24 protein-coding genes are annotated in these 24,334 nt (G+C 70.6%); 20 read left to right on the top strand and 4 right to left on the bottom strand.

From position 1 onward, the window contains the following. Positions 1–154 precede the first annotated feature (154 nt). The 15 genes from ACESMR_RS12005 (at position 155) to ACESMR_RS11935 (ending at position 14,439) form a co-directional block, all read left to right on the top strand. Positions 155–901, top strand: a complete 747-nt coding sequence (locus tag ACESMR_RS12005; protein WP_373047318.1) for a hypothetical protein — start codon at positions 155–157, stop codon at positions 899–901. 111 nt (positions 902–1,012) lie between these two features. Beyond that, positions 1,013–1,231, top strand: a complete 219-nt coding sequence (gene infA / locus ACESMR_RS12000; protein ID WP_373047636.1) for a translation initiation factor IF-1 — start codon at positions 1,013–1,015, stop codon at positions 1,229–1,231. A gap of 234 nt (positions 1,232–1,465) precedes the next feature. Beyond that, the gene (locus tag ACESMR_RS11995; protein WP_373047317.1) at positions 1,466–2,116 is read left to right on the top strand and encodes a cytochrome c3 family protein; all 651 of its coding nucleotides are present in this window, start codon (positions 1,466–1,468) and stop codon (positions 2,114–2,116) included. Further along, complete coding sequence (locus ACESMR_RS11990) at positions 2,113–5,007, top strand: 4Fe-4S dicluster domain-containing protein (RefSeq protein WP_373047316.1); 2,895 nt, start codon at positions 2,113–2,115, stop codon at positions 5,005–5,007. Before ACESMR_RS11995 ends, ACESMR_RS11990 begins: the two co-directional genes overlap by 4 nt. Then, positions 5,007–6,410, top strand: coding sequence for an NrfD/PsrC family molybdoenzyme membrane anchor subunit (gene nrfD / locus ACESMR_RS11985; RefSeq protein WP_373047315.1), 1,404 nt, complete (start codon positions 5,007–5,009; stop codon positions 6,408–6,410). Before ACESMR_RS11990 ends, nrfD begins: the two co-directional genes overlap by 1 nt. Beyond that, positions 6,400–6,927, top strand: coding sequence for a DUF3341 domain-containing protein (locus ACESMR_RS11980; RefSeq protein ID WP_373047314.1), 528 nt, complete (start codon positions 6,400–6,402; stop codon positions 6,925–6,927). The genes nrfD and ACESMR_RS11980 overlap by 11 nt, the downstream gene beginning before the upstream one ends. Continuing rightward, positions 6,924–7,532: a c-type cytochrome gene (locus ACESMR_RS11975; RefSeq protein ID WP_373047313.1), complete on the top strand. Its 609-nt coding sequence runs from the start codon at positions 6,924–6,926 to the stop codon at positions 7,530–7,532. Before ACESMR_RS11980 ends, ACESMR_RS11975 begins: the two co-directional genes overlap by 4 nt. Beyond that, positions 7,529–8,686, top strand: a complete 1,158-nt coding sequence (locus ACESMR_RS11970) for a hypothetical protein (protein ID WP_373047312.1) — start codon at positions 7,529–7,531, stop codon at positions 8,684–8,686. The genes ACESMR_RS11975 and ACESMR_RS11970 overlap by 4 nt, the downstream gene beginning before the upstream one ends. Then, on the top strand, positions 8,683–9,042 hold the full coding sequence (locus ACESMR_RS11965; protein ID WP_373047311.1) for a hypothetical protein: 360 nt from the start codon (positions 8,683–8,685) through the stop codon (positions 9,040–9,042). The genes ACESMR_RS11970 and ACESMR_RS11965 overlap by 4 nt, the downstream gene beginning before the upstream one ends. After that, positions 9,039–10,160 (top strand): cytochrome c oxidase subunit II, encoded by a 1,122-nt coding sequence (gene coxB, locus ACESMR_RS11960; RefSeq protein ID WP_373047310.1) that lies wholly within the window; start codon positions 9,039–9,041, stop codon positions 10,158–10,160. The genes ACESMR_RS11965 and coxB overlap by 4 nt, the downstream gene beginning before the upstream one ends. After that, positions 10,157–11,740, top strand: a complete 1,584-nt coding sequence (locus ACESMR_RS11955; RefSeq protein WP_373047309.1) for a cbb3-type cytochrome c oxidase subunit I — start codon at positions 10,157–10,159, stop codon at positions 11,738–11,740. Before coxB ends, ACESMR_RS11955 begins: the two co-directional genes overlap by 4 nt. Before the next feature lies 1 nt (position 11,741). After that, complete coding sequence (locus tag ACESMR_RS11950) at positions 11,742–12,386, top strand: cytochrome c oxidase subunit 3 (protein WP_373047308.1); 645 nt, start codon at positions 11,742–11,744, stop codon at positions 12,384–12,386. Further along, the gene (locus ACESMR_RS11945) at positions 12,383–12,700 is read left to right on the top strand and encodes a cytochrome C oxidase subunit IV family protein (protein ID WP_373047307.1); all 318 of its coding nucleotides are present in this window, start codon (positions 12,383–12,385) and stop codon (positions 12,698–12,700) included. Before ACESMR_RS11950 ends, ACESMR_RS11945 begins: the two co-directional genes overlap by 4 nt. A gap of 200 nt (positions 12,701–12,900) precedes the next feature. After that, positions 12,901–13,503, top strand: a complete 603-nt coding sequence (locus ACESMR_RS11940; RefSeq protein ID WP_373047306.1) for an RNA polymerase sigma factor — start codon at positions 12,901–12,903, stop codon at positions 13,501–13,503. A 54-nt stretch (positions 13,504–13,557) separates the two neighbouring features. Continuing rightward, complete coding sequence (locus tag ACESMR_RS11935; RefSeq protein ID WP_373047305.1) at positions 13,558–14,439, top strand: tetratricopeptide repeat protein; 882 nt, start codon at positions 13,558–13,560, stop codon at positions 14,437–14,439. Positions 14,440–14,448: 9 nt separating this feature from the next. Here the strand turns inward: ACESMR_RS11935 and ACESMR_RS11930 are convergent, their stop codons facing one another. The 4 genes from ACESMR_RS11930 to ACESMR_RS11915 form a co-directional block, all read right to left on the bottom strand. Beyond that, the gene (locus ACESMR_RS11930; RefSeq protein WP_373047304.1) at positions 14,449–15,066 is read right to left on the bottom strand and encodes an MBL fold metallo-hydrolase; all 618 of its coding nucleotides are present in this window, start codon (positions 15,064–15,066) and stop codon (positions 14,449–14,451) included. A 138-nt stretch (positions 15,067–15,204) separates the two neighbouring features. Continuing rightward, positions 15,205–15,864 carry a 2OG-Fe(II) oxygenase gene (locus ACESMR_RS11925; RefSeq protein ID WP_373047303.1) on the bottom strand — a complete coding sequence of 220 codons (660 nt, stop codon included), beginning with the start codon at positions 15,862–15,864 and terminating at the stop codon, positions 15,205–15,207. A 50-nt stretch (positions 15,865–15,914) separates the two neighbouring features. Then, entirely contained in the window at positions 15,915–16,328 is a 414-nt protein-coding gene (locus tag ACESMR_RS11920) for an acyl-CoA thioesterase (RefSeq protein ID WP_373047302.1), read from the bottom strand. Positions 16,329–16,339: 11 nt separating this feature from the next. Next, positions 16,340–17,518, bottom strand: a complete 1,179-nt coding sequence (locus ACESMR_RS11915) for an acyl-CoA dehydrogenase family protein (protein WP_373047301.1) — start codon at positions 17,516–17,518, stop codon at positions 16,340–16,342. A 200-nt stretch (positions 17,519–17,718) separates the two neighbouring features. On the opposite strand from ACESMR_RS11915, the gene ACESMR_RS11910 reads away from it, so the two are divergent. The 5 genes from ACESMR_RS11910 to ACESMR_RS11890 all read left to right on the top strand — a co-directional run bounded on the left by ACESMR_RS11910 (position 17,719) and on the right by ACESMR_RS11890 (position 24,316). Then, complete coding sequence (locus ACESMR_RS11910; protein ID WP_373047300.1) at positions 17,719–18,627, top strand: aldo/keto reductase; 909 nt, start codon at positions 17,719–17,721, stop codon at positions 18,625–18,627. Positions 18,628–18,759: 132 nt separating this feature from the next. Then, positions 18,760–20,787 (top strand): WD40/YVTN/BNR-like repeat-containing protein, encoded by a 2,028-nt coding sequence (locus ACESMR_RS11905; RefSeq protein ID WP_373047299.1) that lies wholly within the window; start codon positions 18,760–18,762, stop codon positions 20,785–20,787. A gap of 94 nt (positions 20,788–20,881) precedes the next feature. Further along, a complete protein-coding gene (locus ACESMR_RS11900) occupies positions 20,882–22,570 on the top strand; it encodes an ABC1 kinase family protein (protein ID WP_373047298.1) in 1,689 nt (562 codons plus the stop codon). Between the two features lie 100 nt (positions 22,571–22,670). Then, positions 22,671–23,129 (top strand): hypothetical protein, encoded by a 459-nt coding sequence (locus ACESMR_RS11895; protein ID WP_373047297.1) that lies wholly within the window; start codon positions 22,671–22,673, stop codon positions 23,127–23,129. A gap of 71 nt (positions 23,130–23,200) precedes the next feature. Then, on the top strand, positions 23,201–24,316 hold the full coding sequence (locus ACESMR_RS11890) for a GTPase (protein WP_373047296.1): 1,116 nt from the start codon (positions 23,201–23,203) through the stop codon (positions 24,314–24,316). Positions 24,317–24,334: the final 18 nt, after the last annotated feature.

Genomic DNA, 24,334 nt, shown 5'->3' with positions numbered 1-24,334 from the left:
TCGGCCCCCCGACGCTCCAGACCTCCGAAATCATTGGCTTCCTCGGCCCCTCGGTCCACCGCAGCACACGACCCCCCTCCTGGCCGGCGGCCAATGTCGGTGCCGCCGGTAGAATCCGCCTTCGGTCCGGAATCCGGGGACCTGAGGAGGGCGCATGTCGGCGGTGCCGAAGAAGGGGACGAGGGTTCGTTTCCAGGTGGAGACCGAGGAGCAGGTCGAGGGGGTCACCGGCGTGGTGACCTACCAGCGGGGGAGGACCATCCGCCTCGTCGACTCCCACGGCCGCCGCTACACCAACGCCCGCTCCAAGGGCGCGAACATCGCGCTCACCGCGGTGCGCCCGATCCGCTTCGGTCTCTTCGTCTTCGACACGCGCCTCGATCGCTCGCTCGCCTCGCAGCGGCAGGCGGGACGCTTCTGGCAGGAGTATTGCGACTGCGCGGGATGGAGCCAGGGCTCCGAGCGCGTCCACTCCCTCGAGGATCTGCGCTACTTCCTCGGCCGCGCCATCCCCGGCGACGTGCTCATCTTCTCCGGCCACGGCCACGAGAGCCGCGGCTTCCGCCTCTCCAACGGCGAGCTCCTCGACGGCAGGAAGAAGCTGGAGATCAACCCGGCCAACCACGACAAGGTGGTCCTCTTCTCCTCCTGCCAGGTGGGGCGGACGGAGAAGATGGCGCAGCGCCTGCGCGAGTCGCTCCAGGCCAGGGCGATCATCGCCTACAGCACCGACGTCCTCGACGACATCGCCTTCGTGGCGGAGCCGCTCCTCCTCCAGCTCCTCGCCGCGGGGAAGTCGCCGACGGTGGCCACCGAGATGGTCGCCGCCGCGCTCGATCCCTGGAAGACGCTCAACCAGCGCAGGGCCCGCCGCTTCCCGCTGGTCTGCTACGAGCGGTAGGGCGGGACAGGGGGCCGACCGGCCGGGTCATTGCTTGCAGTCTGGGGCCGATGCGTGCATTTTCCCGGCGAACTTGCGGGTACTGCACCGCACGTCCTGAAGGAGGACCCTCTGGCTCGCGAAGATCTCATCGAACTCGAAGGCACGATCACCGACGTGCACCCCGGCGGCCTCTTCACGGTCAAGCTCGACCAGGGCCCCGACATCCAGGCGCGCGTGGGCGGCAAGATGCGCCAGCACTTCATCCGCATCGTGCTCGGCGACCGCGTGAAGGTCGGCGTCTCGCCGTACGATCCCACCCACGGGATCATCACCTACCGCACCAAGTAGTCTCCGCCGCAAGGCGCTGCCCCGCAGCGCCCCGACGCGGATCTACCAACGAACGGCGGCTCGCCCGTCGAGCCGCGGGGCGGTCGTGTGTGCAGCGCTCCCGGCGCGCGCCCCTGCCCCCGACCCACCAGCCAGCCGGCAGCCAGACCCACCGGGGTCATTCGATCCAGCGGTAGCGGTGCCTATGGTCGCTCCTTCGACCACGACTGCACCTCTTCGGGAGCCGCCGCGCCGATGCGTGCCCTCTTTCCCCGCTGGAGCAACTCCGCCCTTCCGGCGGTGTTGATCCTCGGGGCCGTCGGGCTCCTCGGCGTGCCGATCGCGCTGATGACCTGGGTCCGCACGCCCTATTCGACCGACCGCCTGGCGCCCGTCGAGCAGCCGGTGCAATTCGATCACCGCCACCACGTGATCGACGACGGGATCGACTGCCTCTACTGCCACTACACCGCAGGCGAGGCGGCGACGGCCTCGGTGCCGCCCACCGAGCTCTGCATGAACTGCCACGCGCAGATCTGGAACGAGAGCCCGCTCCTCGAGCCGGTACGGCGCAGCATGTTCACGGGCAGGCCGATCCCCTGGAAGCGCGTTCACGACCTGCCGGACTTCGTCTTCTTCCACCACGCGGTCCACGTGCGCAAAGGCGTCGGGTGCTCCTCCTGCCACGGGCAGGTGGAGACGATGCCGGTGGTCTACGCGGTGGAGTCGATGTCGATGGGCTGGTGCCTCGACTGCCACCGTCGCCCCGAGAAGCACCTGCGCCCGCCGGAGCGGGTCACCGACATCGCCTGGCGACCGCCTCCCGATCAGGAGGCGCAGGGGCGGCTCCTGGCCGAGCGGCTCCAGGTCGCGCCGCCGACCCATTGCACGGGGTGCCACCGATGAGCGAAGGCCACCAGCTCCCGCTCCTCGGCGACGAGAGATGGAGCCGCCGCGGCGTCCTGCACCTCCTGGGGCTCGGCGCGCTCGCAGCCTGCCAGCCGCCACGGGAGCGGATCCTGCCCTATACGGTGCAGCCGGCGGAGGTGGTGCCGGGCAAGCCGCTCTTCTACGCGAGCTCGATGACCATCGACGGCTACGCCACCGGCCTGCTGGTGGAGAGCCACGTGGGCAGGCCGACCAAGATCGAGGGGAACCCGGAGCACCCGGCGAGCCTCGGCGCCACCGGCCTGCAGCACCAGGCCTCGATCCTCGAGCTCTACGACCCGGCGCGGGCGCGCTACCCGCGGAACCGCGGCGGCCCTGCGGGCTGGGCGGAGTTCGTCCGGCTCTTCGGGCCGCTGCCGCCTGGTGCCGGTGTCACTGGGGCGGGGTTGCACTTCGTGCTCGAGCCCACCTCCTCGCCCCTCACCATCTCGCTGATCGAGGCGGTGCGGCGGCGCTTCCCCGAGGCACGCTTCCACTTCCACGCGCCGCTCCACGCAGTTGCAGCCGACGAGGCGTCGCGCCGCACCTTCGGGCGGGTGCTCGCCCCGCAGCCGCGCTTCGACCGGGCGGCCCGGGTCCTCTCCGTCGACGGCGATTTCCTCGGTGACGGCCCCTTCGGCGTACGCTGGGCCCACGACTTCGCCGCGCGGCGCCGGGTTCGCTCGGCCGAAGCGGAGATGAACCGGCTCTACGTGGTGGAGCCCGCGGTGAGCATCACCGGAGCCGTGGCCGATCATCGCCTGCGGGCGCGGCCCTCCGAGGTGCCGCTGGTGCTGGCTGCGGTGGCGGCAGCGGTGGTGGAGGGCGCGCCTGCTGCACCGGAGGCGCTGCGCCGCATCGTCGGAGCCCTGCCTGCAGCGCTGCCCCACCGGGCCTGGGCCGAGGCGGTGGCGCGGGATCTGCTGGCCCACCGGGGCGAGAGCCTGGTGATCGCCGGGGCGGCCCAGCCTGCAGCGGTGCACGTCCTCATCCACGCGCTCAACGACCTCCTCGGCAACGTCGGCGCCACGATCGACTACACACCACCTGCGCTCTACGAGGCGGGGGAGGCGTCCCACGGTCTGGGGCCGCTGCTGCGGGCGATCGACGCGGAGGAGGTGGGCACCCTGGTGCTCCTCGACGTCGATCCCGCCTACGATTGCTTCGCGGAGGATCGCTTCGTGGAGCGGCTCCGCACCGTGCCGCAGTCGGTCTGCGTATCGCTCCACGAGACGGCCACGGCGAAGGAGGCCGGCTGGTTCATCCCCGGCCTCCATTGGCTGGAGCAATGGGGCGATGCCCGCGCGTACGACGGCACGCTCTCCTTCCGCCAGCCGCTGATCCGGCCGCTCTTCGACGGGCACGGCGCCCTGGAGGTGCTCGCGGTCTTCGGCGGCGCAGCGGATCCCGGCCCGCACCGACTCCTCCGCGCGCTCTACCGGGAGCGGGAGGGGATCGCCTTCGAGCAGGCGCTGCAGCGCGGCTTCCTGCCAGGCACCGCCTTCGAGCGGGTGGAGACGACGCCGCGCGAAGGGGCTGTCGCTGCAGCGGTCGATGCGCTGGCTGCCCTGGCGGCGCAGCCTGCAGCGCCTGGGCTCGAGGTCAGCCTCCGTCCCGACCCGAAGCTGCGCGACGGCCGCTTCGCCCACAACGAATGGCTGCTCGAGCTCCCCGATCCGATCACGCGGATCAGCTGGGACAACGCCGCGCTGCTCGCACCCGCCACCGCCGAGCGCCTCGGCCTCGGGGCCGGCGACGTGGTCGAGCTGCGCGTGGGCGAACAGCAGGTGACGACGCCGGTCTTTCCCCATCGCGGTGTCGCCGCGGAGACCATCGCGGTGGCGCTGGGGTGGGGTGGCTGGCAGACGCGGGATGGCGAACCGGTGGGCGCCGACTTCTTCGCGATCCGCTCCAGGCAGTCGCCCTGGCGCCGCGAGGGGGCGTCGCTGGAACGCGCGCGCCGGACGACCGACACCGGCGAGCAGGAGTGGGCGCGGGCCGAGCTCGCCTCGGGCCAGCCGCACATCGAGATGCACGGCAGGCCCATCCTCCTGCACGGCACCCTCGAGGCCTTCCGGAAGAAGCCCGACTTCGTGGAGCCGCACGATGCGCCGCGCCCCTCGATCTACGGCGACCCGTGGCCAGCCGCGGGGCAGCAGTGGGGCATGAGCATCGACCTCGGCACGTGCACCGGCTGCGCCACCTGCGTGATCGCCTGCCAGGCCGAGAACAACGTCCCGACGGTGGGGAAGGTCGGCGTGGCCAGGGGGCGCGAGATGCACTGGCTGCGCATCGATCGCTATTTCCTCGGCACCGACGAGGAGACGGTGCAGCTGCTGCCGCAGCCGATGCTCTGCCAGCATTGCGAGAAGGCGCCGTGCGAGTACGTCTGCCCGGTCAACGCCACGGTCCACAGCCCCGACGGCCTCAACGAGATGATCTACAACCGCTGCGTCGGCACGCGGTTCTGCTCGAACAACTGCCCCTACAAGGTCCGGCGGTTCAACTACTTCGAGTACAACGACCCGCCTGGCGAGACGCAGAAGATGCAGAAGAACCCCGAGGTCACCGTGCGGGCGCGGGGCGTGATGGAGAAGTGCACCTATTGCGTGCAGCGGATCCGCACGACGCAGATCGAGGCACGGATCGAGGGGCGGCAGGTCCGCGAGGGGGAGGTGCGGACCGCCTGCCAGGCGGCGTGTCCCACCGGCGCCATCGTCTTCGGCCTCGTCTCCGATCCGGCGAGCGAGGTCTCCCGCCTGCACGCGGATCCCCGCTGCTACGGCGTGCTCCAGCACGAGCTCGGGACCGCCCCGCGGACCCGCTACCTGGCCCACCTCCGCAACGTGAACGAAGAGGTCCCGGCCTGATGGATCGGCGCGCGGCGGCGGCGGCCTACGCCAGGGCGATCGACGAGCCGCCGGTGCTGCGCACCAGCGCGCCGGACGGCCCGATGACCCGCAGGCTGCTGCGGCCGATCTGGGTGGGCGGCCCGACCTGGAAAGTGCTCTTCGCGCTCACCGCTTTCGGCACCGCCTCGATGGCGACGGCGATGCTCTATACCGCGGCGGCGGGCATCGGCGTCTGGGGCAACGACGTGCCCGTGGCGTGGGCGTACGCGATCACCAACTTCGTCTGGTGGATCGGCATCGGCCACGCCGGCACCTTCATCTCGGCGATCCTGCTGCTCCTCGAGCAGCCCTGGCGCACCTCGATCAACCGCTTCGCCGAGGCGATGACGCTCTTCGCGGTGATCAACGCGGCGCTCTTTCCCGTACTGCATCTGGGCAGGCCCTGGTTCGCCTATTGGCTCTTCCCCTATCCCTCGACGCTGGAGCTCTGGCCGCAGTTCCGCAGCGCGCTCCCCTGGGATGCAGCGGCGATCACCGCCTACGGTACGGTCTCCTTCCTCTTCTGGTACCTCGGCCTCGTCCCCGATCTCGCCGCAGCCCGGGACACCGCGCCGACCCTGTGGAAGCGGCGGATCTACGGGATCTTCGCAGGGGGCTGGCGCGGCTCCTCGCGCCATTGGAGCCACTACCGGGTCGCCTACGGCCTGCTCGCGGGGCTGGCGACGCCGCTGGTGATCTCGGTGCACACGATCGTCAGCTTCGACTTCGCCACCTCGAACCTGCCCGGCTGGCACTCGACGATCTTCCCGCCCTATTTCGTGGCGGGCGCGATCTACTCGGGCTTCGCGATGGTGATCACGCTGATGGTCCCGATCCGCAGGCTCTTCCGGCTGGAGGACGTCGTCACCGCGCGCCACCTCGACGCGGTGGCGAAGATGACCCTCGTCACCGGATCGATCCTGATCTACTCGTACATCGTCGAGAGCTTCCTCGCCTGGTACGGCGGCAGCGAAGCCGAGATCTACGTGGTCCTGCGGGACCGGCTCACCGGGCCCTACGCATGGATGATCTGGACCGTCTACGCGGTCAACCTCGTGGTCCCGAACCTGCTCTGGTTTCGGCGCATCCGGCGCAGCCCCTGGATCCTCTTCGCCCTCTCGATCGCCATCAACGTGGCGATGTGGCTGGAGCGCCTCGGGCTCATCATCACCTCGCTCCATCGGGATTACCTCCCGTCGAGCTGGGGCCTCTACCTGCCGACCTACGTCGACGGCGCGATCTTCGTGGGCACGCTCTCCTTCTTCTCGTTCCTCTTCCTCCTCTTCCTCCGCTTCGTGCCCTTCGTCCCGATCTCGGAGCTGAAGGAGCTGCGCCACGAGCTCGACGCCGAGGCTGCAAGGGAGTCGGGCGATGGGGCCTGATCTGCTCGTCGAATTCGGGGCTGCCGACGCGCTCCTCGATGCGGTTCGCGCCTGCAGGGCGCTCGGCCTCCGGCGCCTGGAGACCTTCACCCCCTATCCGATCCGCGACGTGCAGGAGGCGCTCGCGCTGCCGCGCTCCCGGATCCCCTGGCTCTGTCTCGTCGGCGGTCTCGTCGGCGCGTCGCTGGCCTACCTCGCCCAATGGTGGATGAACGGCGTCGCCTGGCCGCTCAACGTAGGCGGCAGGCCGCTCCACTCGGCGCCTGCCTTCGTCCCGATCACCTTCGAGAGCGGCGTCCTCGGCGCAGCGCTGGGGGCGGTGGTCTCCTTCCTCGCCTTCGCCGGCCTCCCCCGGCTCTGGCATCCGGTCTTCGAGGTGGAGGGCTTCGAGCGCGCCAGCGTCGATCGCTTCTTCCTGCACGTCGATGCGGCGGAGGTCGATGCACCGGGGCTCCGGGAGGCGCTTCGGCGCGCACGGGCGCTGCGGATCGTCGAGATGCAGGAGGGCAAGCGGTGAGCATTCGCCGCCACGCCCTCGTCGCTCTGCTCGTCGCCGGATGTGACGACCGGGACAACCTCGTGCCGCCGGATTGGGACCTCAACCGGATGATCGAGCAGCCCCGCTACGATCCCTTCGAGCGGAGCCCCTTCTTCGCCGACGGCAGGACGATGCAGGCGCCGCCGGCGGGGACGGTCCCCAGGGAGCGGGTCCTCGGCCCGCCGGCGCGCACCCTCGGCCTGGTGGACGGCGAGCCGGTGGAGACGATCCCGCTGCAGCTCACCGCCGATCTCCTCGAGCGGGGCAGGAAGCAGTACGGCGTCTTCTGCGCGCCCTGCCACGGCGCCGACGGCAGCGGCGAGACGGTGGTCGCCGACAACATGCCCCTGGTGAAGCCGGTCTCTTTCCACTCGCCGACGATCCGCGCCAAGCCACCGGGACACCTCTACCGGGTGGTGAGCGAGGGTTATGGCATGATGCCGCGCTACGCCTACCAGCTCGACATCGAGGAGCGCTGGGCCGTCGTCGCCTACATGCAGGCGCTCCAGCGCAGCCGATCCGTGCGCCTCGCCGATCTGCCATCCGATCTCCGCCGCAAGGCGATCGAGGAGCTGCCGCCGTGAGCAAGCGCTGGATCCCGGGATCTGCTGCAGCGCTCGCGATCGGCGTGCTCCTGCTGGCGATCGGCCTCGCCCTCGAACCGCGCCGCGCCCTCTTCTCCTGGCTCGTCGCCTGGCTCTTCGTCGTGACCACCGCCACGGGAAGCCTCGTCCTCCTCATGGTGACCCACGCAGCCCGGGCCCGGTGGTTCGCCGTCGTCCGCCGCCTCGCCGAGGTGGCGGCCTCCGCGCTTCCCGTCCTTCTCCTCCTGGCGGCGCCGATCTTCCTCGGCGTTGGGGAGCTCTATCGCTGGGCAGCGCCGCTCGACGGCCTCGGCGCCGAGGAGCGGGAGCTGATCGTCCACAAGCGCCCCTGGCTCGACGAGCCGCTCTTCGTGGCCCGGGCGATCTTCTTCCTCGGCAGCTGGTCGATCGCCGCGTGGCTCCTCGGGCGCTGGTCGCTGGCGCAGGACCGCACCGGCAGCGCAGCGCTCCAGATCCGGATGCAGCGCTTCTCCTCGGGCATGCTCCCGTTCATGGCGCTCTCGGTGACCTTCGCCTCCTTCGACTGGGCGATGTCGCTGCAGCCGAGCTGGCTCTCCACCGTCTTCGGCATCTACTTCCTCGTCGGCGGCTTCGTGGCGGCGCTGGCCCTGCTCTGCGCCGCGGCGATCGTCGCCGGGCGGCGCCCCCTCGACGAGGTGATCTCCACCGCCCACCGGCACGCCCTCGGCAAACTCCTCTTCGCCGCTGTTGTCTTCTGGGCCTACATCGCCTTCGTCCAATTCCTCCTCCAGTGGATCACCGACATGCCGCGGGAGGTCGAGTTCTGGCTCCACCGCACCGAGGGGGGCTGGCGGACCGTCACCCTGCTGCTCGTGGCGGCCCACTTCGTCGTGCCCTTCTTCTTCCTCCTGCCCCGGCGGACGAAGCGCCGCCCCCTTCCCCTGGCAGCGGCGGCGGCGTGGCTCCTCGCGGCGCATTGGCTCGACCTCTACTGGCTGGTGATGCCGGCGCTCTCGCCCCACGGCCCCATGCCCCACTGGCTCGATCTCGCGGCGCTGCTCGCCACCTGCGGCGCCACCTCGCTCTTCGTCGCCCTGCGCTGGAGGAACCGTCCCCTGCTCGCCACGGGCGACGTCCACTTCGAGCAGGCGCTCCGGTACCGCGGGTCATGAGCGAGCCCCGTCGCCCAGCGGTGCGCCTCGCGGAGGATCACGTCCCGGCCAGGGTGGCCTACGGCGCGCTCGCGTTCGTCGTCGTCTTCGGCGCGCTGCTCGTGTTCTGGGCGTGGATCCTCTACAGCGGCTCGCTGCGCGAATTCCGCGCCGAGCGCGATCTGCCCGCAGCGCCTGCGCGGCGCTCCGCGGTGGGCGAGCGGCTCTTCGGCACGAGCGGGTCGGGATGGGAGCGGCTCCGCCTCCAGGAGGAGGGGCTCTCGCGCTGGCGCTGGGCGGACCGCGAGGCGGGAATCGTGGACATGCCCATCGAGGAGGCGATGCGGCTCCTGGTCGAGGAGGCCGAAGGGCGATGAACGAGTTCCTGCGCATCCTCCTCTTCCTGCCGGAGCAGGGTTCGACCGTCGCCGACGAGGTGGACCGTCTGCATTTCGTCGTGATCGCCACGACGATGATCGGCGCCACCGCCGTCTTCGCGGTCGCGCTCTGGTTCACCTTCCGCTACCGCCGCAGGGACGAGGCGGCGCTCACGCCGCGGGTCACCGCACCCACCGTGATCGAGGTCGGGGTCGTCCTCGGCCTGCTCTCGCTCTTCCTGCTCTTCTGGGTGGTCGGCTTCCAGCAATACATGCGGCTGCGCGTCGCGCCGGCCGACACGATCGACGTCTACGTCACCGCCAGGAAGTGGATGTGGTCGTTCGCCTATCCCGACGGGAAGCGGAGCAACGCCGTGCTCGTGGTGCCGGCGGGAAAGCCGATGCGGCTGATCATGACCTCCCGCGACGTGATCCACAGCTTCTACGTCCCGGCGTTCCGGCTGAAACAGGACGTGTTGCCCGGCCGAACCACCACCCTCTGGTTCCAGACCACCGCCCCCGGCGTCTACCGGGTCTTCTGCGCCGAATATTGCGGCACGAGCCACTCGCGGATGTGGGCCGACGTGGTGGCCCTGGCGGACGAGGGCTGGGAGGAATGGCTCGCCGGCGAGGAGCCGCCCAACCTCGTGGCGGGGCTGCTCCGCGGCGAGGCCGGGGACCGGGGCAAGTCGAGCCTGGTGGCGGTGCGCGAAGCGCCGCGCGGGGTCGCGGAGACAGGGGAAGTGCAGTCGCTGGCGGAGCAGGGGCTGGAGGTCGCCGCGCGCAGGGGCTGCCTCTCCTGCCACAGCCTCGACGGCCAGCCGCATCTCGGCCCCTCGTTCCGCGGGCTCTACGGGAGGTACGAGCAGCTGCGCGACGGGAGCGTCTTCGTCGACGAGGCCTACCTCACCCGGTCGATGATGGAGCCGATGGCGGAGGTCGTCGCCGGCTACCAGCCGATCATGCCGACCTACCAGGGGCAGCTCCAGCCCGCGGAGGTCGGCGCGCTCCTCGAGCTGATCAAATCGCTGCGCCAGCCGCTGGCAGTCCCGCAGCGCATCGACTACCCACAGCTTCCCCCCAGGCAAGCGCCCGGCCCGGACGCGGAGGCGCCATGAAGAGCTACCTCGACCACCGCACCACCGTCGGCTCCTGGCTGGGCACCACCGACCACAAGCGGATCGGTCTGATGTTCCTGGTGGCGACTGCGGCGATGCTGCTCCTCGGCGGCGCCTTCGCCATCCTGCTGCGGCTCGAGCACCTCACCCCCGGGCCCACGATCATGGGCGCGCCGGCCTACAACCGCGTCTTCACGCTCCACGGCGTGATCATGGTCTGGCTCTTCATGATCCCGTCGATCCCGGCGACCTTCGGGAACTTCCTGCTCCCGGTGATGCTGGGTGCGCGGGACGTCGCCTTCCCCCGCCTCAATCTGGCGAGCTTCTACATCTACCTGCTCGGCGCCGCGATCACCCTGGGCGGCGTCGTCGCCAGCGGCGCGGACACGGGTTGGACCTTCTACGTTCCCTACTCGTCCACGACCTTCACGCCGGTGATCCCGATCCTGATCGGTGTCTTCATCCTCGGCTGGTCGACGATCATCACCGGGATCAATTTCATCGCCACGACCCACACGCTGCGCGCCCGCAACATGGGCTGGATGGACATCCCGCTCTTCGTCTGGGCGATCTACGCGACGAGCGTGATCCAGGTGCTGGCGACGCCGGTTCTCGGCATGACGCTGCTGCTCGTCACCATGGATCACGGCTTCGGCTGGGGCTTCTTCGATCCGGCGAAGGGGGGCGACGTGGTCCTCTTCCAGCACGTCTTCTGGTTCTACTCCCACCCTGCGGTCTACATCATGATCCTTCCCGCGATGGGGGTGGTGAGCGAGGTGATCTGCACCTTCGCCCGCAAGGATCCCTACTCCTACGTCGCCATCGCCGCGTCGAGCGTCGGCATCGCCTTCACCGGCTTCCTCACCTGGGGCCACCACATGTTCACCGCGGGGATGTCGACCCTCGACGCGGGGATCTTCGGCGCGCTCTCGATGTTCGTGGCGATCTTCTCGGCCATCAAGGTCTTCACGTGGACGGGCACGCTCTACCGCGGCCAGATCCAGCTCCGCTCGCCGCTCGCCTACGTCTTCACCTTCCTCTTCCTCTTCGTCTTCGGCGGGATGACCGGCGTCGCCGTCGCCACCACCAGCCTCGACGTGCACTGGCACGACACCTACTTCGTCGTGGCGCACTTCCACTTCATCATGGTGGGCGGCACGCTCACGACCTACCTGGCGGCGCTCAACTACTGGTGGCCGAAGATCACCGGCAGGCTCTACCCGGAGAAATGGGCGATGGTGGCAGCGGTGCTCACCTTCTTTGGCTTCTTCTCCACGTTCTTTCCGCAATTCCTGCTGGGGAACGGGGGCATGCCGCGCCGCTACTACGACTACGCGGAGCAATTCCAGGCGCTGCACCTGATCTCGACCGGCGGCTCGTGGATCCTCTCGGCGGCGTTTCTGGTGACGATCGCCTACCTGGGGTGGTCGCTCGTCTACGGCGAGAAGGCAGGTCCCAATCCGTGGGGTTCGCGGAGCTACGAGTGGTTCACCAGCTCGCCGCCACCGCCCCACAACTTCGAGGAGACACCCGAGTTCCGGCACCGGCCCTACGACTACCACGAGCGGATCGGGACCTGAGATGTACGAGCCCGCGCTCGAGGAGCACTTCGACGATTTCGCCAGGCAGCGCCACGCGGCGCGCTTCGGCATGTGGATCTTCCTCGCGAGCGAGCTGCTCCTCTTCGCGGCGCTCTTCGTCCTCTACTTCGGCTACCGCGCCCACTACCCGCAGGTCTTCAGCGAGGGCGTGGGGCACAACGCCAGGGCGATCGGCACCCTCAACACCTGCATCCTGCTCCTCGGCAGCATCGCGGTGGCGCTGGCGGTGAACGAGCTGCGGCGGAGCAGGACCCGCAGCGCCGTCCTGCTGCTCGCCGCCACCACCCTCGCCGCGATCGCCTTCCTGATCCTCAAGGGCTCCGAATACGCCGCGCATCTCCAGGAGGGGATCCGGCCCGGCGGGCAGGGACATTTCTTCCTCGAGCACCAGGAGCCGGGCTGGCCGATCTTCTTCACGCTCTACTTCGCGATGACGGGGCTCCACGCGATCCACGTGGCGGTGGGCGGCGTGCTGCTCGGGGGGATGACGTGGTGGGTCGCCAGGCGCCGGGTGGGCGCCGCCGGCGCCTACCGCGTCGAGATGGGCGCGCTCTACTGGCACCTGGTCGACCTGATCTGGGTCTTCCTCTGGGCGATGTTCTACCTGATGGGAGGGCACGGATGAGCGAGCGGCCGCAGCCGACGGCGCTGCTCCTCGTGGTGGGGGCGCTGGCCCTCGCCCTCGTCGGGCTGAGCTGGCTCCTCGCCGGGCTCGATCTCGGGGCCTGGGGGACGCCAGTGGCCCTGGGCATCGCGGCGATCAAGGCGCTGCTCATCGCCTGGTATTTCATGGAGCTGCGGGAGGCGCGGACCTCGCTGCGCGTGGCGGCGCTCGCGGCGCTGCTCCTCTTCGTGCTCCTGGTCGGCCTCTCCACCGTCGACGTCGCCACCCGGGAGCCGCCGCCCCCGGCGCCGGGAGAGCCCCGGGGCTTTCCGTAGGGGCGCGCCCATCGAGGGCATCGGGATTGCCGCGCCGGCGCCTCGCCGCTGCGCTACTCTGCTCGTTCCGCGCGCCACCCCTATCCAAAAAGGGGGAGGGTCGAACTCTTGCCTCCCGCACGTGTGTGGTTGGCGTACCGTTTCCTGCTCGTCCGAACCGATGTAGATCCGTCCTGGCTCTCGTACCTCCGGTGAAACGCTTGCCCGCCCCCTCCCTCATCGCCCGCTGCCTCGCCAACGACTCCGCCGCCTGGGCCGAGCTGGTGGGCCTGCACCGTGCGCTGGTGCTGCGGGTGCTGGTCCGGACGGTTGGGGTGGACGGCTGCGTGGGGCTCGAGGACCTCGAGCAGGAGGTCTGGAGCAAGCTCCTCGCCAACCGGGGGGAGGCGCTGCGGGGGCTGGTCGAGGCCGAGCCGCCGGCGATCCGGGCCTTCCTCTACCGCACCGCGCTCAACGTGGGCCGGGACCACGGGCGGCGGCTCTCCGTCCGCAAGGTGGTCCACCCCGGTCCCCTCGAGGAGATCGCCGGCAACGTGCCCGATCCCGCGGAGCCCCTGGAAGGGGCCTACGAGCGACTCGAGCGTCGGCAGTCGATCTTCGACGCCCTCGAGGAAGTCCTCACCCCGCCCCACATCGAGCGGGATCGGCTCGTCTTCCGGGCCCACTACGTCGACGGCCTCACCGCGGGAGAAATTTCGGCGATGGGGGTGGGCCTCGCCCCCAAGGGTGTGGAAACATTGCTGCTTCGCATGGTCCAGAAGGTCCGAACACTCCTCCACTCCAGAAAGGAGGATGCCGCTTGAAGGGTTTTTCCGAGCTCGTGCGTCCTCCATGTGTGGAATGGGGAGGAACCCTCCGTGACTGACGCCTGCGTGCCCTACGAGTCCCTGGAGCGTTACGCCACCGGCGTCGCGTCCGCCGTCGAGCGGAGCGCGGTGGAAACCCACGCGGCGGGCTGCGAAACCTGCCGCCTCACCCTCGCCGCGGTGGGCCTCGCCTTCGAACCAGGCTCCGCGGAGGAAGAGGCCCTGGTGGCCTGGATGGCGAGTGCGCGGCCCGTCTCCGCCCTCCTCGCCGACCTCGGGGTCCACGCCGGCTCCCAGCCCGAGCCCATCCCCGGCAAGCCGATGCGCCCCCACCGCGATCGGGGCGGCAGCCGCAGCCGCTGGGCAGCGGTACGGAGCTGGCGGGTGGTGGCAGGAGGGGCGGTGGTCGCCCTCGCCGCCTCGCTGGCGCTGCTCCTTTTCGTCCCGGCCGAAGGCCCTCTGTCGTTGCCGCACCGCTCGCTCCAGGGCAGGCCCGCAGCGCTCGTCCACCACGCCCCCTTCGTCGCCATCCGCGGCAGCGGAAGCGTCGGGGGCTGGGAGAAGGTCGAGGCCGCGCTGGCGACCGAGGGCAAGGGGGCGGGTCCGGTGGCGGTGCTTCTCGCCCGCGGCGGGCCCGGCGACTGGGAGCGGGCGGAGATGCTGCTGGCCGAGGAGGCGGATGCCGCGGTGCGTGCCAACGACCGCGGCGTGCTCCTCCTCGCGGAGGGCCAGGCTGCCGCTGCGCTCCGTTCCTTCGAGGAAGCGATGCGGCTCGACGCCGGGCTGGTGGCGGCGCGCTTCAACCGCGCCCTGGCCCTCGAGGCCCTCGGCCGCAAGGGCGAGGCGCGGAAAGCGTGGGAGGCCTACCTCGGCGCCGCAGGTGAGGACGATGCAGGCTGGCGCGAAGAGGCCCGCCGCTACCTCGTTCCGTAAGGCCGCCGCTTACAACTGCAGGCCGGCGCCCAGGTGCTCCGGGTCCTCCGCGAGGGCCCGTTCCAGCGCGCCCCTGCCGTCGTTGCAGATCGGCATGCCGTGGGCGAAGCAGACGACCTCGATCGGCAGGTGATCGACGAGGCGCTGCACGCTGGCGCGGGTGCGCTCGGGCTGCTCCTGGAACCGCGATGCGACGAAGCGGGGCGTTCCCTCGCCGTCGTGGGTGAGGATGTCCGAGAGGAAGACCACGCTGCGGGGCCTGTCGAGCCAGAGGGCGAACATCGCCTCGGTGGGGCCCGGCGTGTGGAAGGCGGTGAGCCCGTTGGGGAGCGCGTCGCCGCCGGTGTAGCGGTAGTCGGGCTCCTCTTCCAGCTGGCCGGGCTCGCTCCCGACGCTCGGTCCCTCCGGTGCATAGACCGGGGCGCCCAGCGATTTCCGGAAGCGCCACGCCGAGCGCTGGTGGTTTGCAGCGGTGAGGATGATCGAGGTCACCCGGCCCAGCTTGCGGATCTCGTTCTCGTCGATGGGCAGCGGATCGATCAGCGTGACCCGACCCTCGTTGACCACCGCGTAGGCGTCGCTCGATCCGCCTCCGATGCGATCGTCATGCACACGCCACCGGTGCACGGTGGGCACCACCCGGATGATTTTGCGCGCAATTCCGCTCGGCTCGCTCATGCGCAAACGATGGTCACGCCCCGGCGTGCGGGCGACCCCTGTCCTCCCGGCCCGTCCCCACCCGATCCGGGGAGGTGCGCGCGGGTGCTACCGGGGGAGATCCTCGCGGCCGTAGAACCACGCGGTCACCGCCAGGCGCTCCGCCCAGGAGGGGCAGACCTCGTGCTCCAGGTCGGCGCTGCGGAAGACCACGAGGCGGTCGAGCAGCGGCGCCAGCTCCAGCGGCTCCCGCCCCGTGGGGAAGAGGCGGAGGGCGCCGCCGTGGGCGGGGATCCAGCCGTCGTTCAGGTAGTAGATCGCGGTGAGGGTGCGGTTGGGGCCGCCGGGAAAGGCGTCCCGGTGCCGCACGTAGCCGGCGCCCCGGTCGTAGCGGGCGACCTGCACCTCGTAGCGTCGCAGCCCGAGGTAGGCGCCGCGGTTCACCTCGTCGCGCACCGACTCGAGGCGTCCGAGGAAGGCGCGCAGCGCCGGCGGCGATTCCTGTGGATCGAGCCAGGCGATCTCGTCGCCGCGGGCGGCGCGCTCGAGGCGGAGGGCGTCGCCCCGCCCCAGGCCGGCTGGGCGGAGCGTCCCTGCGTGGGAGAGGGCGAGGGCCTCGCCGCGGATCGCGAGGGCGGCCTCCGTGCCGAGGAAGCCGTCGACGACGAAGAAGCCGTCGCTGCCGAGGCGCTCGATGCGCTGGTCGTCGAGGAGATCGAGCGCCGGCTGGCGCTGCTCGATGGGGCGGGGGGCCGGTGGAGGCTGCATGCGGCGACGAAGCTACGTCGGCGCCGCATCCTTGGTGTAGCAAGCGACCTTCAAATTCCGGGGTAGCGGGCGAGGGCTTCCCGGACCACCTGCGGCAGCTCCATCGACTCCAGCCGGTCGAGCTGGGTGGTCACCGAGGTGATCTCCGCCACGCAGCAGAGCCTGCCCTCGGTGCTCGCCTCGTAGCGGGCGACGATCGAGCTCCTGCCCACCTTCGGGAAGCTCACCGCCACCTCGACCGTGTCGCCGTAGCGCAGGGGGGAGCGGAAGTCGGTGTCGATGTGCACCGTGGGCCAGCCGATCCGCCGCTCCTTGATCCACACGTGGTAGGGCGTGCCCGTGGCCGCGCCGAAGAAATCCTCGAAGGCCATGTGGAAGTAGTCGAAGAAGCGGGGATAGTAGACGATCCCCGCCGCGTCGATCTCGTTGAAGCGGACCGGCAGCCTGGTGACGTAGCGGCTCATCGATACCGCGCCTAGCCGAACGCCGGGATCCCGGTGAGCTCCTTGCCCAGGATCAGGGTGTGGATGTCGTCGGTGCCCTCGTAGGTGTAGACCGACTCGAGGTTCGTCATGTGGCGGATCACCGGGTAGTCGTCGGTGATGCCGTTGGCGCCAAGGATCTCCCTGGCGACGCGCGCCGCCTCCAGCGCCACGCGGACGTTGTTCCGCTTGGCGAAGGAGATGTGCATGTAGTTGGCCTGGTCGAGATCCTTGAGCTGGCCGAGGCGCCAGTTGACCAGCTGCGCCTTCACCAGCTCGCCGTAGATGTCGGCGAGCTTCTTCTGCACCAGCTGGAAAGAGGCGATCGGCTTGCCGAACTGCACGCGGGAGAGGGCGTACTCCCGGGCCGACTCGAAGACCGCGCGGTGGGCGCCGGTGGCGCCCCAGGCGATGCCGTAGCGCGCCTGGTTGAGGCACATCAGCGGCCCTTTCAGCCCCTCGATCTTCGGCAGCACGTTGGTCGCGGGTACGCGCACGTCGTGGAAGGAGAGCTCGGCGGTGACCGAGGCGCGCAGGGAGACCTTGCCGTGGATCTCGCGGGCTTCGAAGCCCGGCATCCCCTTCTCCACGAGGTAGCCGCGGATCGAGGAGGCGCCGCCCTCGTCGGTCTTCGCCCAGACCACCGCCACGTCGGCGACGGTGCCGTTGGTGATCCAGAGCTTGGTGCCGTTGAGGACGTAGTGGTCGCCGTCCTTCCGGGCGCGGGTCTTCATGCCGCCCGGATCCGAGCCGTGGTCCGGCTCGGTGAGGCCGAAGCAGCCGATGAGCTTGCCGGCTGCCATGCCGGGGAGCCACCGCTCCTTCTGCTCCTCGGAGCCGAAGGCCCAGATCGGATACATCGCCAGCGAGCCCTGCACCGAGCAGAAGGAGCGCAGGCCGGAGTCGCCGCGCTCGAGCTCCTGCATCGCGAGGCCGTAGCTCACGTTGTCGGTGCCGGGGCAGCCGTAGCCCTGCAGGTTCATGCCGAGCAGGCCCATCTCGCCCAGCTTCGGCGCGAGCTCGGTGGGGAAGGTTCCCGCCCGGAAGTGCTGCTGCACCGTGGGGAGGAACTCCTCGTCCACCAGGCGGGCCACCGCGCGGCGCATGAGCTTCTGCTCGTCGGTGAGGAGATCGTCGAGACGGTAGAGATCGGTGCCGAGCAGCTCGCCCACTTGTGGCCTCCCGCCGCGCGCTCCTGCGCGCCCCACGTTGATGTCGAAGGCGTTTGGCGTAGCACGCGCCGGAGCGGGCGGGCAAGGCGGCTCGTAGCGACGCGTGGTGTCAGATTGGATCCGGCGGAAGGGGCCGGCCTGCCCCGCCGCCAGGTGGACGGGGCGTTTGCCTCCACCGCCCCAGGCGATAGGAGTGGGAGATGAAACTCGCATCGGCGCTGCCTTCCTTCACCCCCCGGCGCGCGCTCGGTCGCACCGGCTTTCACGCGACCGTCCTCGGGATCGGCGACCTCGCCGACCGCTCCCAGCCGCTGGAGAGCTGCGTGCGCACCGTGCGCCGGGCCCTCGACGCCGGCGTGAACCTCATCGACACGGCGCCCGCCTACGAGAACGGCTACGGCGAGGAGATCGTCGGCGCCGCGCTGCAGGGCAGGCGGGAGGGGATCTTCGTCATCGACAAGATCGACGACCTCCGCGACCCGGTGGCGCCGCAGGTGGAGGCGAGCCTCGGGCGGCTGCGGATGGAGCGGGTCGATCTCATCGCCTTCCACGACGTCTCCCGGATGGACGATTGGGAGGCGATCGCCGCGCCTGGCGGCGGAATGGAGCAGCTCGCCGCGTTGGTGCAGGCGGGGAAGGTCTCTTTCCGGGGGATCTCGAGCCACCGCCCGGACGTGCTCGCTGCGGCGATCCGCTCCGGGCTCTGCGACGTGGTGATGCTGCCGGTCGGCCCCTTCGTCGACCTGCGCTACGTGGAGGAGATCCTCCCGCTCGCGAAGGCGCTCGGCGTGGGCACGGTGGCCTTCAAGACCTTCGGCGCAGGCAAGCTGCTCGAGGACACCAGCGGGTACAACGAGCCGCTCCCCGGCGCGGTGCCCGGCAAGCCACGACTGCCCCGGCTCTCGGTGGAGGAATGCGTGCGCTACACGCTCACCGTCGATCCCGACGTGGCGCTGCTCGGCCTCAGCCGTAACGAGGAGCAGGACGCCGCCTTCGCAGCGGCCCACGCCTTCGCGCCCCTCTCGCCAGCGGAGATGGAGGAGGTCCGCAGCAGCGCGGAACGGGCGGTGGCGGGCAAGGGCGCCTGCTGGTGGAATCCCCCGGCGTAGCGCTTCCCCGGTGCGGCAAGGCCTGTTCGGGGGTGTGCGGAAAACCGCACCTGCCGCCGGGCAGCGAATCTGTTGCAGATGGAGGAGCCGCTCCCCGGAGGCCCCATGCTGCGACACGGTTGGATCCCGTTGTTGACCCTCTTGGCCTGCACGTCCGAGCCGCCTGCCGCTGGCGGCGGTGGCGAGGCGGCCTCCTGCTCGGCGCAGCGGCCCTGCGCCGAAGGCTTCGACTGCATCGAGGGGCGGTGCGTCGAGGAGACGCGCACCCCCGAGCCCCTCACGTGGCTGCCGACCGAAGGACCCGAGGGGCTCGGCCTCCTCTCCGCGCTGCTGGTCGACGAGGAGCGGATCTTCCTTGGGGGCTACGGCAGCATCGCCGTCTCCGCGGATGGTGGCTCCACCTGGCGCGAGTCGGAGCCCCTGGCCCGCGTCGAGGAGTTCGTACAGGCGGGGAGCGCGGTCTTCGCCCGCACCATCGACGGCGTGCTCTCGGTGACCCGGGACGGCGGCAACGGCTGGAACGCGCCCGTCGTCCCGCTCACGGTCTCCAGCGTGCACGCGGACGGCACCACGGTCTACGTCGTCGGTTTCGACGGGACGGGCAGCTTCTCCTTCCTGCGGGGCAGCAACGGCGGGCTCTCCTGGGAGGCGATCCCGGACCTCCTCCCGTCGCACCTCGCGGTGGGCGAGGGCTGGCTGGTGGTGCAGGCGCAGGACGGCAGGCTCCTCCGCTCCGAGGATCGCGGCACGACGTGGGAAGAGCTCTCCGATCCGCCCTTCACCAGCGCCGGCTCCGACGTGGTGCTGCAGGCCTGGGGGGAGGCGGTGGTGGCCCTCACCGACAGGCCCCTGCAGGCCTTCGTCTCCCTCGACCGCGGGGCGACGTGGAGCTCGCAGGTCCTCGACGACGCCTCGTTCGCCTCCCAGCGCTGGCTCCTGCCCGCGGCGGACGGCCTCTTCGCCGTGACCAACGGCGGCGCCTTCCACCGCCTCGCGACGCCGGACGGCAGCTGGCAGGAGGTGGAGGAGGGGCTTCCCGCCGGGGCCTTCGTCGAGGCGGCGTCCGGCGGCAGCGCCGGGGCCTGGGTCGCGTACCAGGGGATGCTCTACCGCTTCGACCCGGCGACCTCTGCCTGGGCGCCCGGCTCGTTCCGCGCGGTGCGCACCACCGTGGACGCGGTGGCGGTGGACGGCGAGACCGTCTGGGCCCTCGTCGAGGGCAAGATCGTCCACCGCTCGGACGACGGCGGCAAAAGCTGGGAGCGGGTCGCTTCGCCGGGCGCCGACGTCCTCGCCATCCGCTCCATCGCCGCCGGCGACGGCAAGGTCTGGATCGGTACCTGGTACCACGGGGTCTTCCGCTCCGACGACGGCGGGGCGAGCTGGATCGCGCTCGACTCGTTCCCCAGCATGATCGGCCAGCCCGGCGTGCAGCCCTGGGGCGTCGAGGATCTCCTCTACAGCGAGGGCACGCTCTACGCCGGCACCTGGGCGATGGTCTCGATGGGCGGCGACGACGGCAACTTCGCCTATGCGGGGATCGGCCTCGCACGCTCCGGCGACTTCGGAGCGAGCTGGACCATCGGCGACGGGGGGCTTCCCTCCATCGGCAGGGACTCGCGGGGCGAGACGCTGCGCGACGGCGTCAACCGAATCGTGAAGGCGGACGGCAAGCTCTTCCTCTCCACCTACGGAAGCGGGCTCTTCCGCTCGAGCGACGACGGCGCGACCTGGGAGCCGGCGAGCAGCGGCCTGCCAGGCGGCGTGCTCGACGCCACCGCCTTCCTCGTCGATCTGGTGGAGCAGGATGGCGTGCTCTTCGCGGCGGTCGGCGTCGCCCGGGACACGGCGAGCGGCGTCGTCGAGTCGCGGGACGGTGGGCTCACCTGGCGTGCCCCCGCCTCGGTGCCACCCGGCGCGTGCAGCGCCCGCGCCCTCGCTCGCGTCGGCGACCACCTGGTCTTGAGCTGGGACCGCTTCGGCGAGATCGAGGCGAACGAGGGGATCTGGGTGAGCAGCGACGGCGCCGGTACCTGGGAGCGTCTCGGCACCGGCCAGCCCGCACTCCCTGCGGACAACCTCACCGCGACGGGCGACGCGATCCTCGCGGGAACCGAGCGCAACGGCGTCTGGCGCCTGCCCACCGGGCTGCTCGAGTAGCGCACCGGGCACAAATGCGCGGCCCGCAGGGTTCCCTCGCCAGTCGCTCGCCGGCGGAGTAGGGTCGGCGCGAACTGCCCGGGGTGAAGACGTCTTGCCGCTCGTACGCACCGCAGCCCGCACCGCCATGGGCGCCCGCCAGGTCGTCAAGGACCTCGGGCGCCTCCAGCAGATCGTCCAGGTCCTCGCCCGCCACGGCCTCGGTTGGCTCGTGGCCCGGATCGAGGTGCCCGGCATCGGCCTGCTCCGCAAGGCGCCCGCTGCAGGCGAGACGGAGAGCGCTCCGACCCCGGACCGCCTGGCCGCGGTGTTGCGCGAGCTCGGGCCGACCTTCGTCAAGATCGGCCAGATGCTCTCCACCCGGGCGGACATCATCCCCGCCGCCTACGCGGAGGCCTTCCAGTCGCTGCAGGACGACGTGGGCCCGATCCCCTTCGCCGAGGTGGAGGAACAGATCCGCGCTGCCCTCGGCGCAGGGCCCGACGAGCTCTTCTCGCAATTCGAGCGGGAGCCACTGGCCACCGCCTCGATCGCGCAGGTCCACCGGGCCCGGCTCCCCTCCGGCGAGGAGGTGGTGGTCAAGGTGCAGCGCCCCCGGGTGCGGGAGCTGATCTACACCGACCTCTCGCTGCTGCAATTCATCGTGCGGCAGGCGGAGGCGCAGGTCCCCGAGGTGAAGCTCGTCGACTTCCCCGGGATCCTCGGCCAGCTCCGCAAGGCGATCGGCGACGAGACCGATTTTCGGGTGGAGGCGGGGCACCTCGAGCGCTTCGCCGAGAATTTCGCCGGCAACGACCACATCGTCGTGCCTGCGGTCTTCGCCGACTATTGCAGCGAGCAGGTGCTCACGATGGAGTACCTGGCCGGCGTGAAGATCAGCCGCGCCCGCGCCGCCGGCTGCGACATGCGCCAGGTCGGCGAGCGCTACCTCCAGGCCGCGTTCCAGATGCTGCTGGAGGACGGCTACTTCCACGGGGATCTCCACCCCGGCAACGTGCTCGTCCTCCCCGGCAACCGCCTCGGCCTCCTCGACTTCGGGATGGTGGGGCGGCTCACCGAGGAGATGCGCGAGAACCTGGTCACCCTCTTCTTCGCCATCCAGCGCCGCGACTTCCGCACCATCGCCCGGGTCTATTGGGAGATCGCGATCAAGGGCGAGCACATCGACTACGGCGGCTGGGAGGCCGACGTGCAGGAGATGATGGAGCGGCAGGTGGTGGGCCGCTCCATGGCGGAGCTGCACCTCGAGGATTTCGTCCGGGAGATCACCGAGCTCGCCTTCAAGCACAAGGTGCGGATGACGCCGGCCTACACGCTCTTCTTCAAGGCGGTGATCACCACCCAGGGCCTGGCCAAGCAGCTCATCCCCGAGGTCGATCCCCTCGAGGAGATGATGCCCTACGTGCAGCGGATGACCCGCGAGCTCTACAGCCGCGAGCGCATGCAGGAGGAGATGTTCTACCAGCTCACCTCCCTGCGCTACACGCTGCGCCGCCTGCCGGTGGTGGTGGGGCAGGCGGTCTCGGATCTGCAGGAGGGCAAGCTGCGGCTCAAGCTCCTCGCCGACGAGGCGCCGGAGGTGCGGGCCCGCCGCGACCTGCAGATCAACCGCGTGGTCCTCGCCGTGCTCTTCCTCGGGCTGGCGGTAGCCTCCAGCGTCGCGCTCCATGCGCCGGGGCCGACCCTCCTCGGCTTCCCGGCGCCGGCGACCATCGGCTTCGTCCTCGCCTTCGGCGTGCTGGGGCTGGCGCTCCGCGGGATCTGGCGCAGCGGGGGGCGCTGACGTCCGCCCGCTCGCTTCGGTCCTGCCCGGCTGCCGTTCATAACTTTCCCGCAAGTCGGGCCGTGGGCATTCCCGCGCCCGAACCACGAGGGAGGCTTCGATGGTGACCCAGCCCGATTCGATCCGGCTCTTCTTCGAGGCGCTCGAGCGCCACGACATCCGGGAGGCGATGCGCTGGACGGGTGAGGGCTTCTCGGTGGAGGCGCCCGGCCATTTCCCGCTCTCCAACAAGGATTTCTGCGCGATCCAGCAGGCGGTGTGGCGGGCCTTTCCCGACCTCCGCTACGACGCCGAGGCGATCCGGCAGAGCCTCTCCCTCGGGGAGGCGACCGTGCGGATCTCCGGCACCTTCCTCCACGACCTGGCCCTTCCCTGGCCGGAGATCCCGGTGATCGTGGCCACCGGCGAGCGGATCGCGCTCCCGCCGGAGCGGCTCGGCTTCACCCTGGAGTGGGGTGAGATCCTCACCGTGCGCACCGAGTCGCTCTCGGCGATGGGGCTCCTCGGCGTGCTCCAGCCGGTTGGAGTGACGGTGCCGCCGCCGGGTATCATGGGCTGATTCCGGAAGGCGCGGCGCGAGCCGGCGGTTGTCCGGACCCTTCGGGCAGGTTCGAAGCCCGGGAGCAGCCAATGGTCTCCGAGCAGGCACTGGAAGAGGTCCTCGCCGACGTGCGCCGCAAATTCGAAGAGAAGCCGAGGGTCGCCTTCGCCGGCTTCGGCAAGGCCGGGAAGTCCTCGCTCTTCAACGCCATCTACGGCGAGCAGATCGCGCGGGTGAGCATGCGCACCGACGAGACGGTGGCGCCCGATACCCGCGAGCGCTTCGGCATCGACTTCACCGATACGCCGGGGATCGGCACCGCGCGCTTCTCGCTCGAGAAGGTGCTCGAACTCCACGTCTTCGAGAAGCAGCACCTGGTGATCCACGTGCTCAACGGGACCGCGGCGATCAGCGCCGAGGACGAGGCGCTGCAGCGCTTCCTCGAGGAGAAGCGGGTCGCGCGGATCACCGTGGTCAACAAGGTCGATCTGCTCGACGACGGGGAGAGGGCCGAGTTCGCCGAGACGCTGCGCGAGAAGCTGGGGATCGGGGCGGAGGGGTTCCTCTTCGTCTCGGCGAAGCGCGGCGCCGGCGTGGGTGAGCTGGTGGAGCGGATCGCCGACCGGCTCCCCGCGGCGATGCAGGACGCGTTCGTGGCACAGCAGCAGGCCTCGGTCGAGTCCAAGGACGTGCGCGTCCGCAAGCTCATCTATTCGAAGGCCACCGTCGCCGCAGCGGTGGGGGCGGTGCCGCTGCCCTTCGCCGATGCGGTGGTGATCATGCCGCTGCAGGTCTCGATGGTCGCCTCGATCGGCTACTTCTACGGCGTCGAGGTGACCCGGGAGCGGGCGCTGGAGCTCCTCGCCACGCTGGGCGCCGGCTACGGCTTCCGCGAGGGGGCGCGGCACCTGGTGAAGCTCATCCCCGGCTACGGATCGGTGGTCTCCGCCGGCGTCGCCTTCGCCGGGACGGTGGCCCTGGGCGAGGCGGCGCGGGCGTGGTTCCGGGGCAAGATGGAGGCGAGCCCCGAGGATCTGCGCGAGACCTTCAAGAAGGCCGCTGCCCGGGCGAAGGAGGAGTTCGCCGGGGGCAAGGCGGTGCGCCACGCTGCAGCGGTGGCGGCGCTGCGCAAGATGCTCGAGTCGGGCGAGATCACGCAGGAGGAGTTCCAGCGCCGAATCGCCCGACTGGACGAGGCGGCCTGATCGCGGCGCGCCACGAGA

Origin of the sequence: Vulgatibacter sp. (genome assembly GCF_041687135.1) — a bacterium.
Classification (GTDB): Bacteria; Myxococcota; Myxococcia; order Myxococcales; family Vulgatibacteraceae; genus JAWLCN01.
This window is presented reverse-complemented; position numbering and strand designations above follow the sequence as displayed.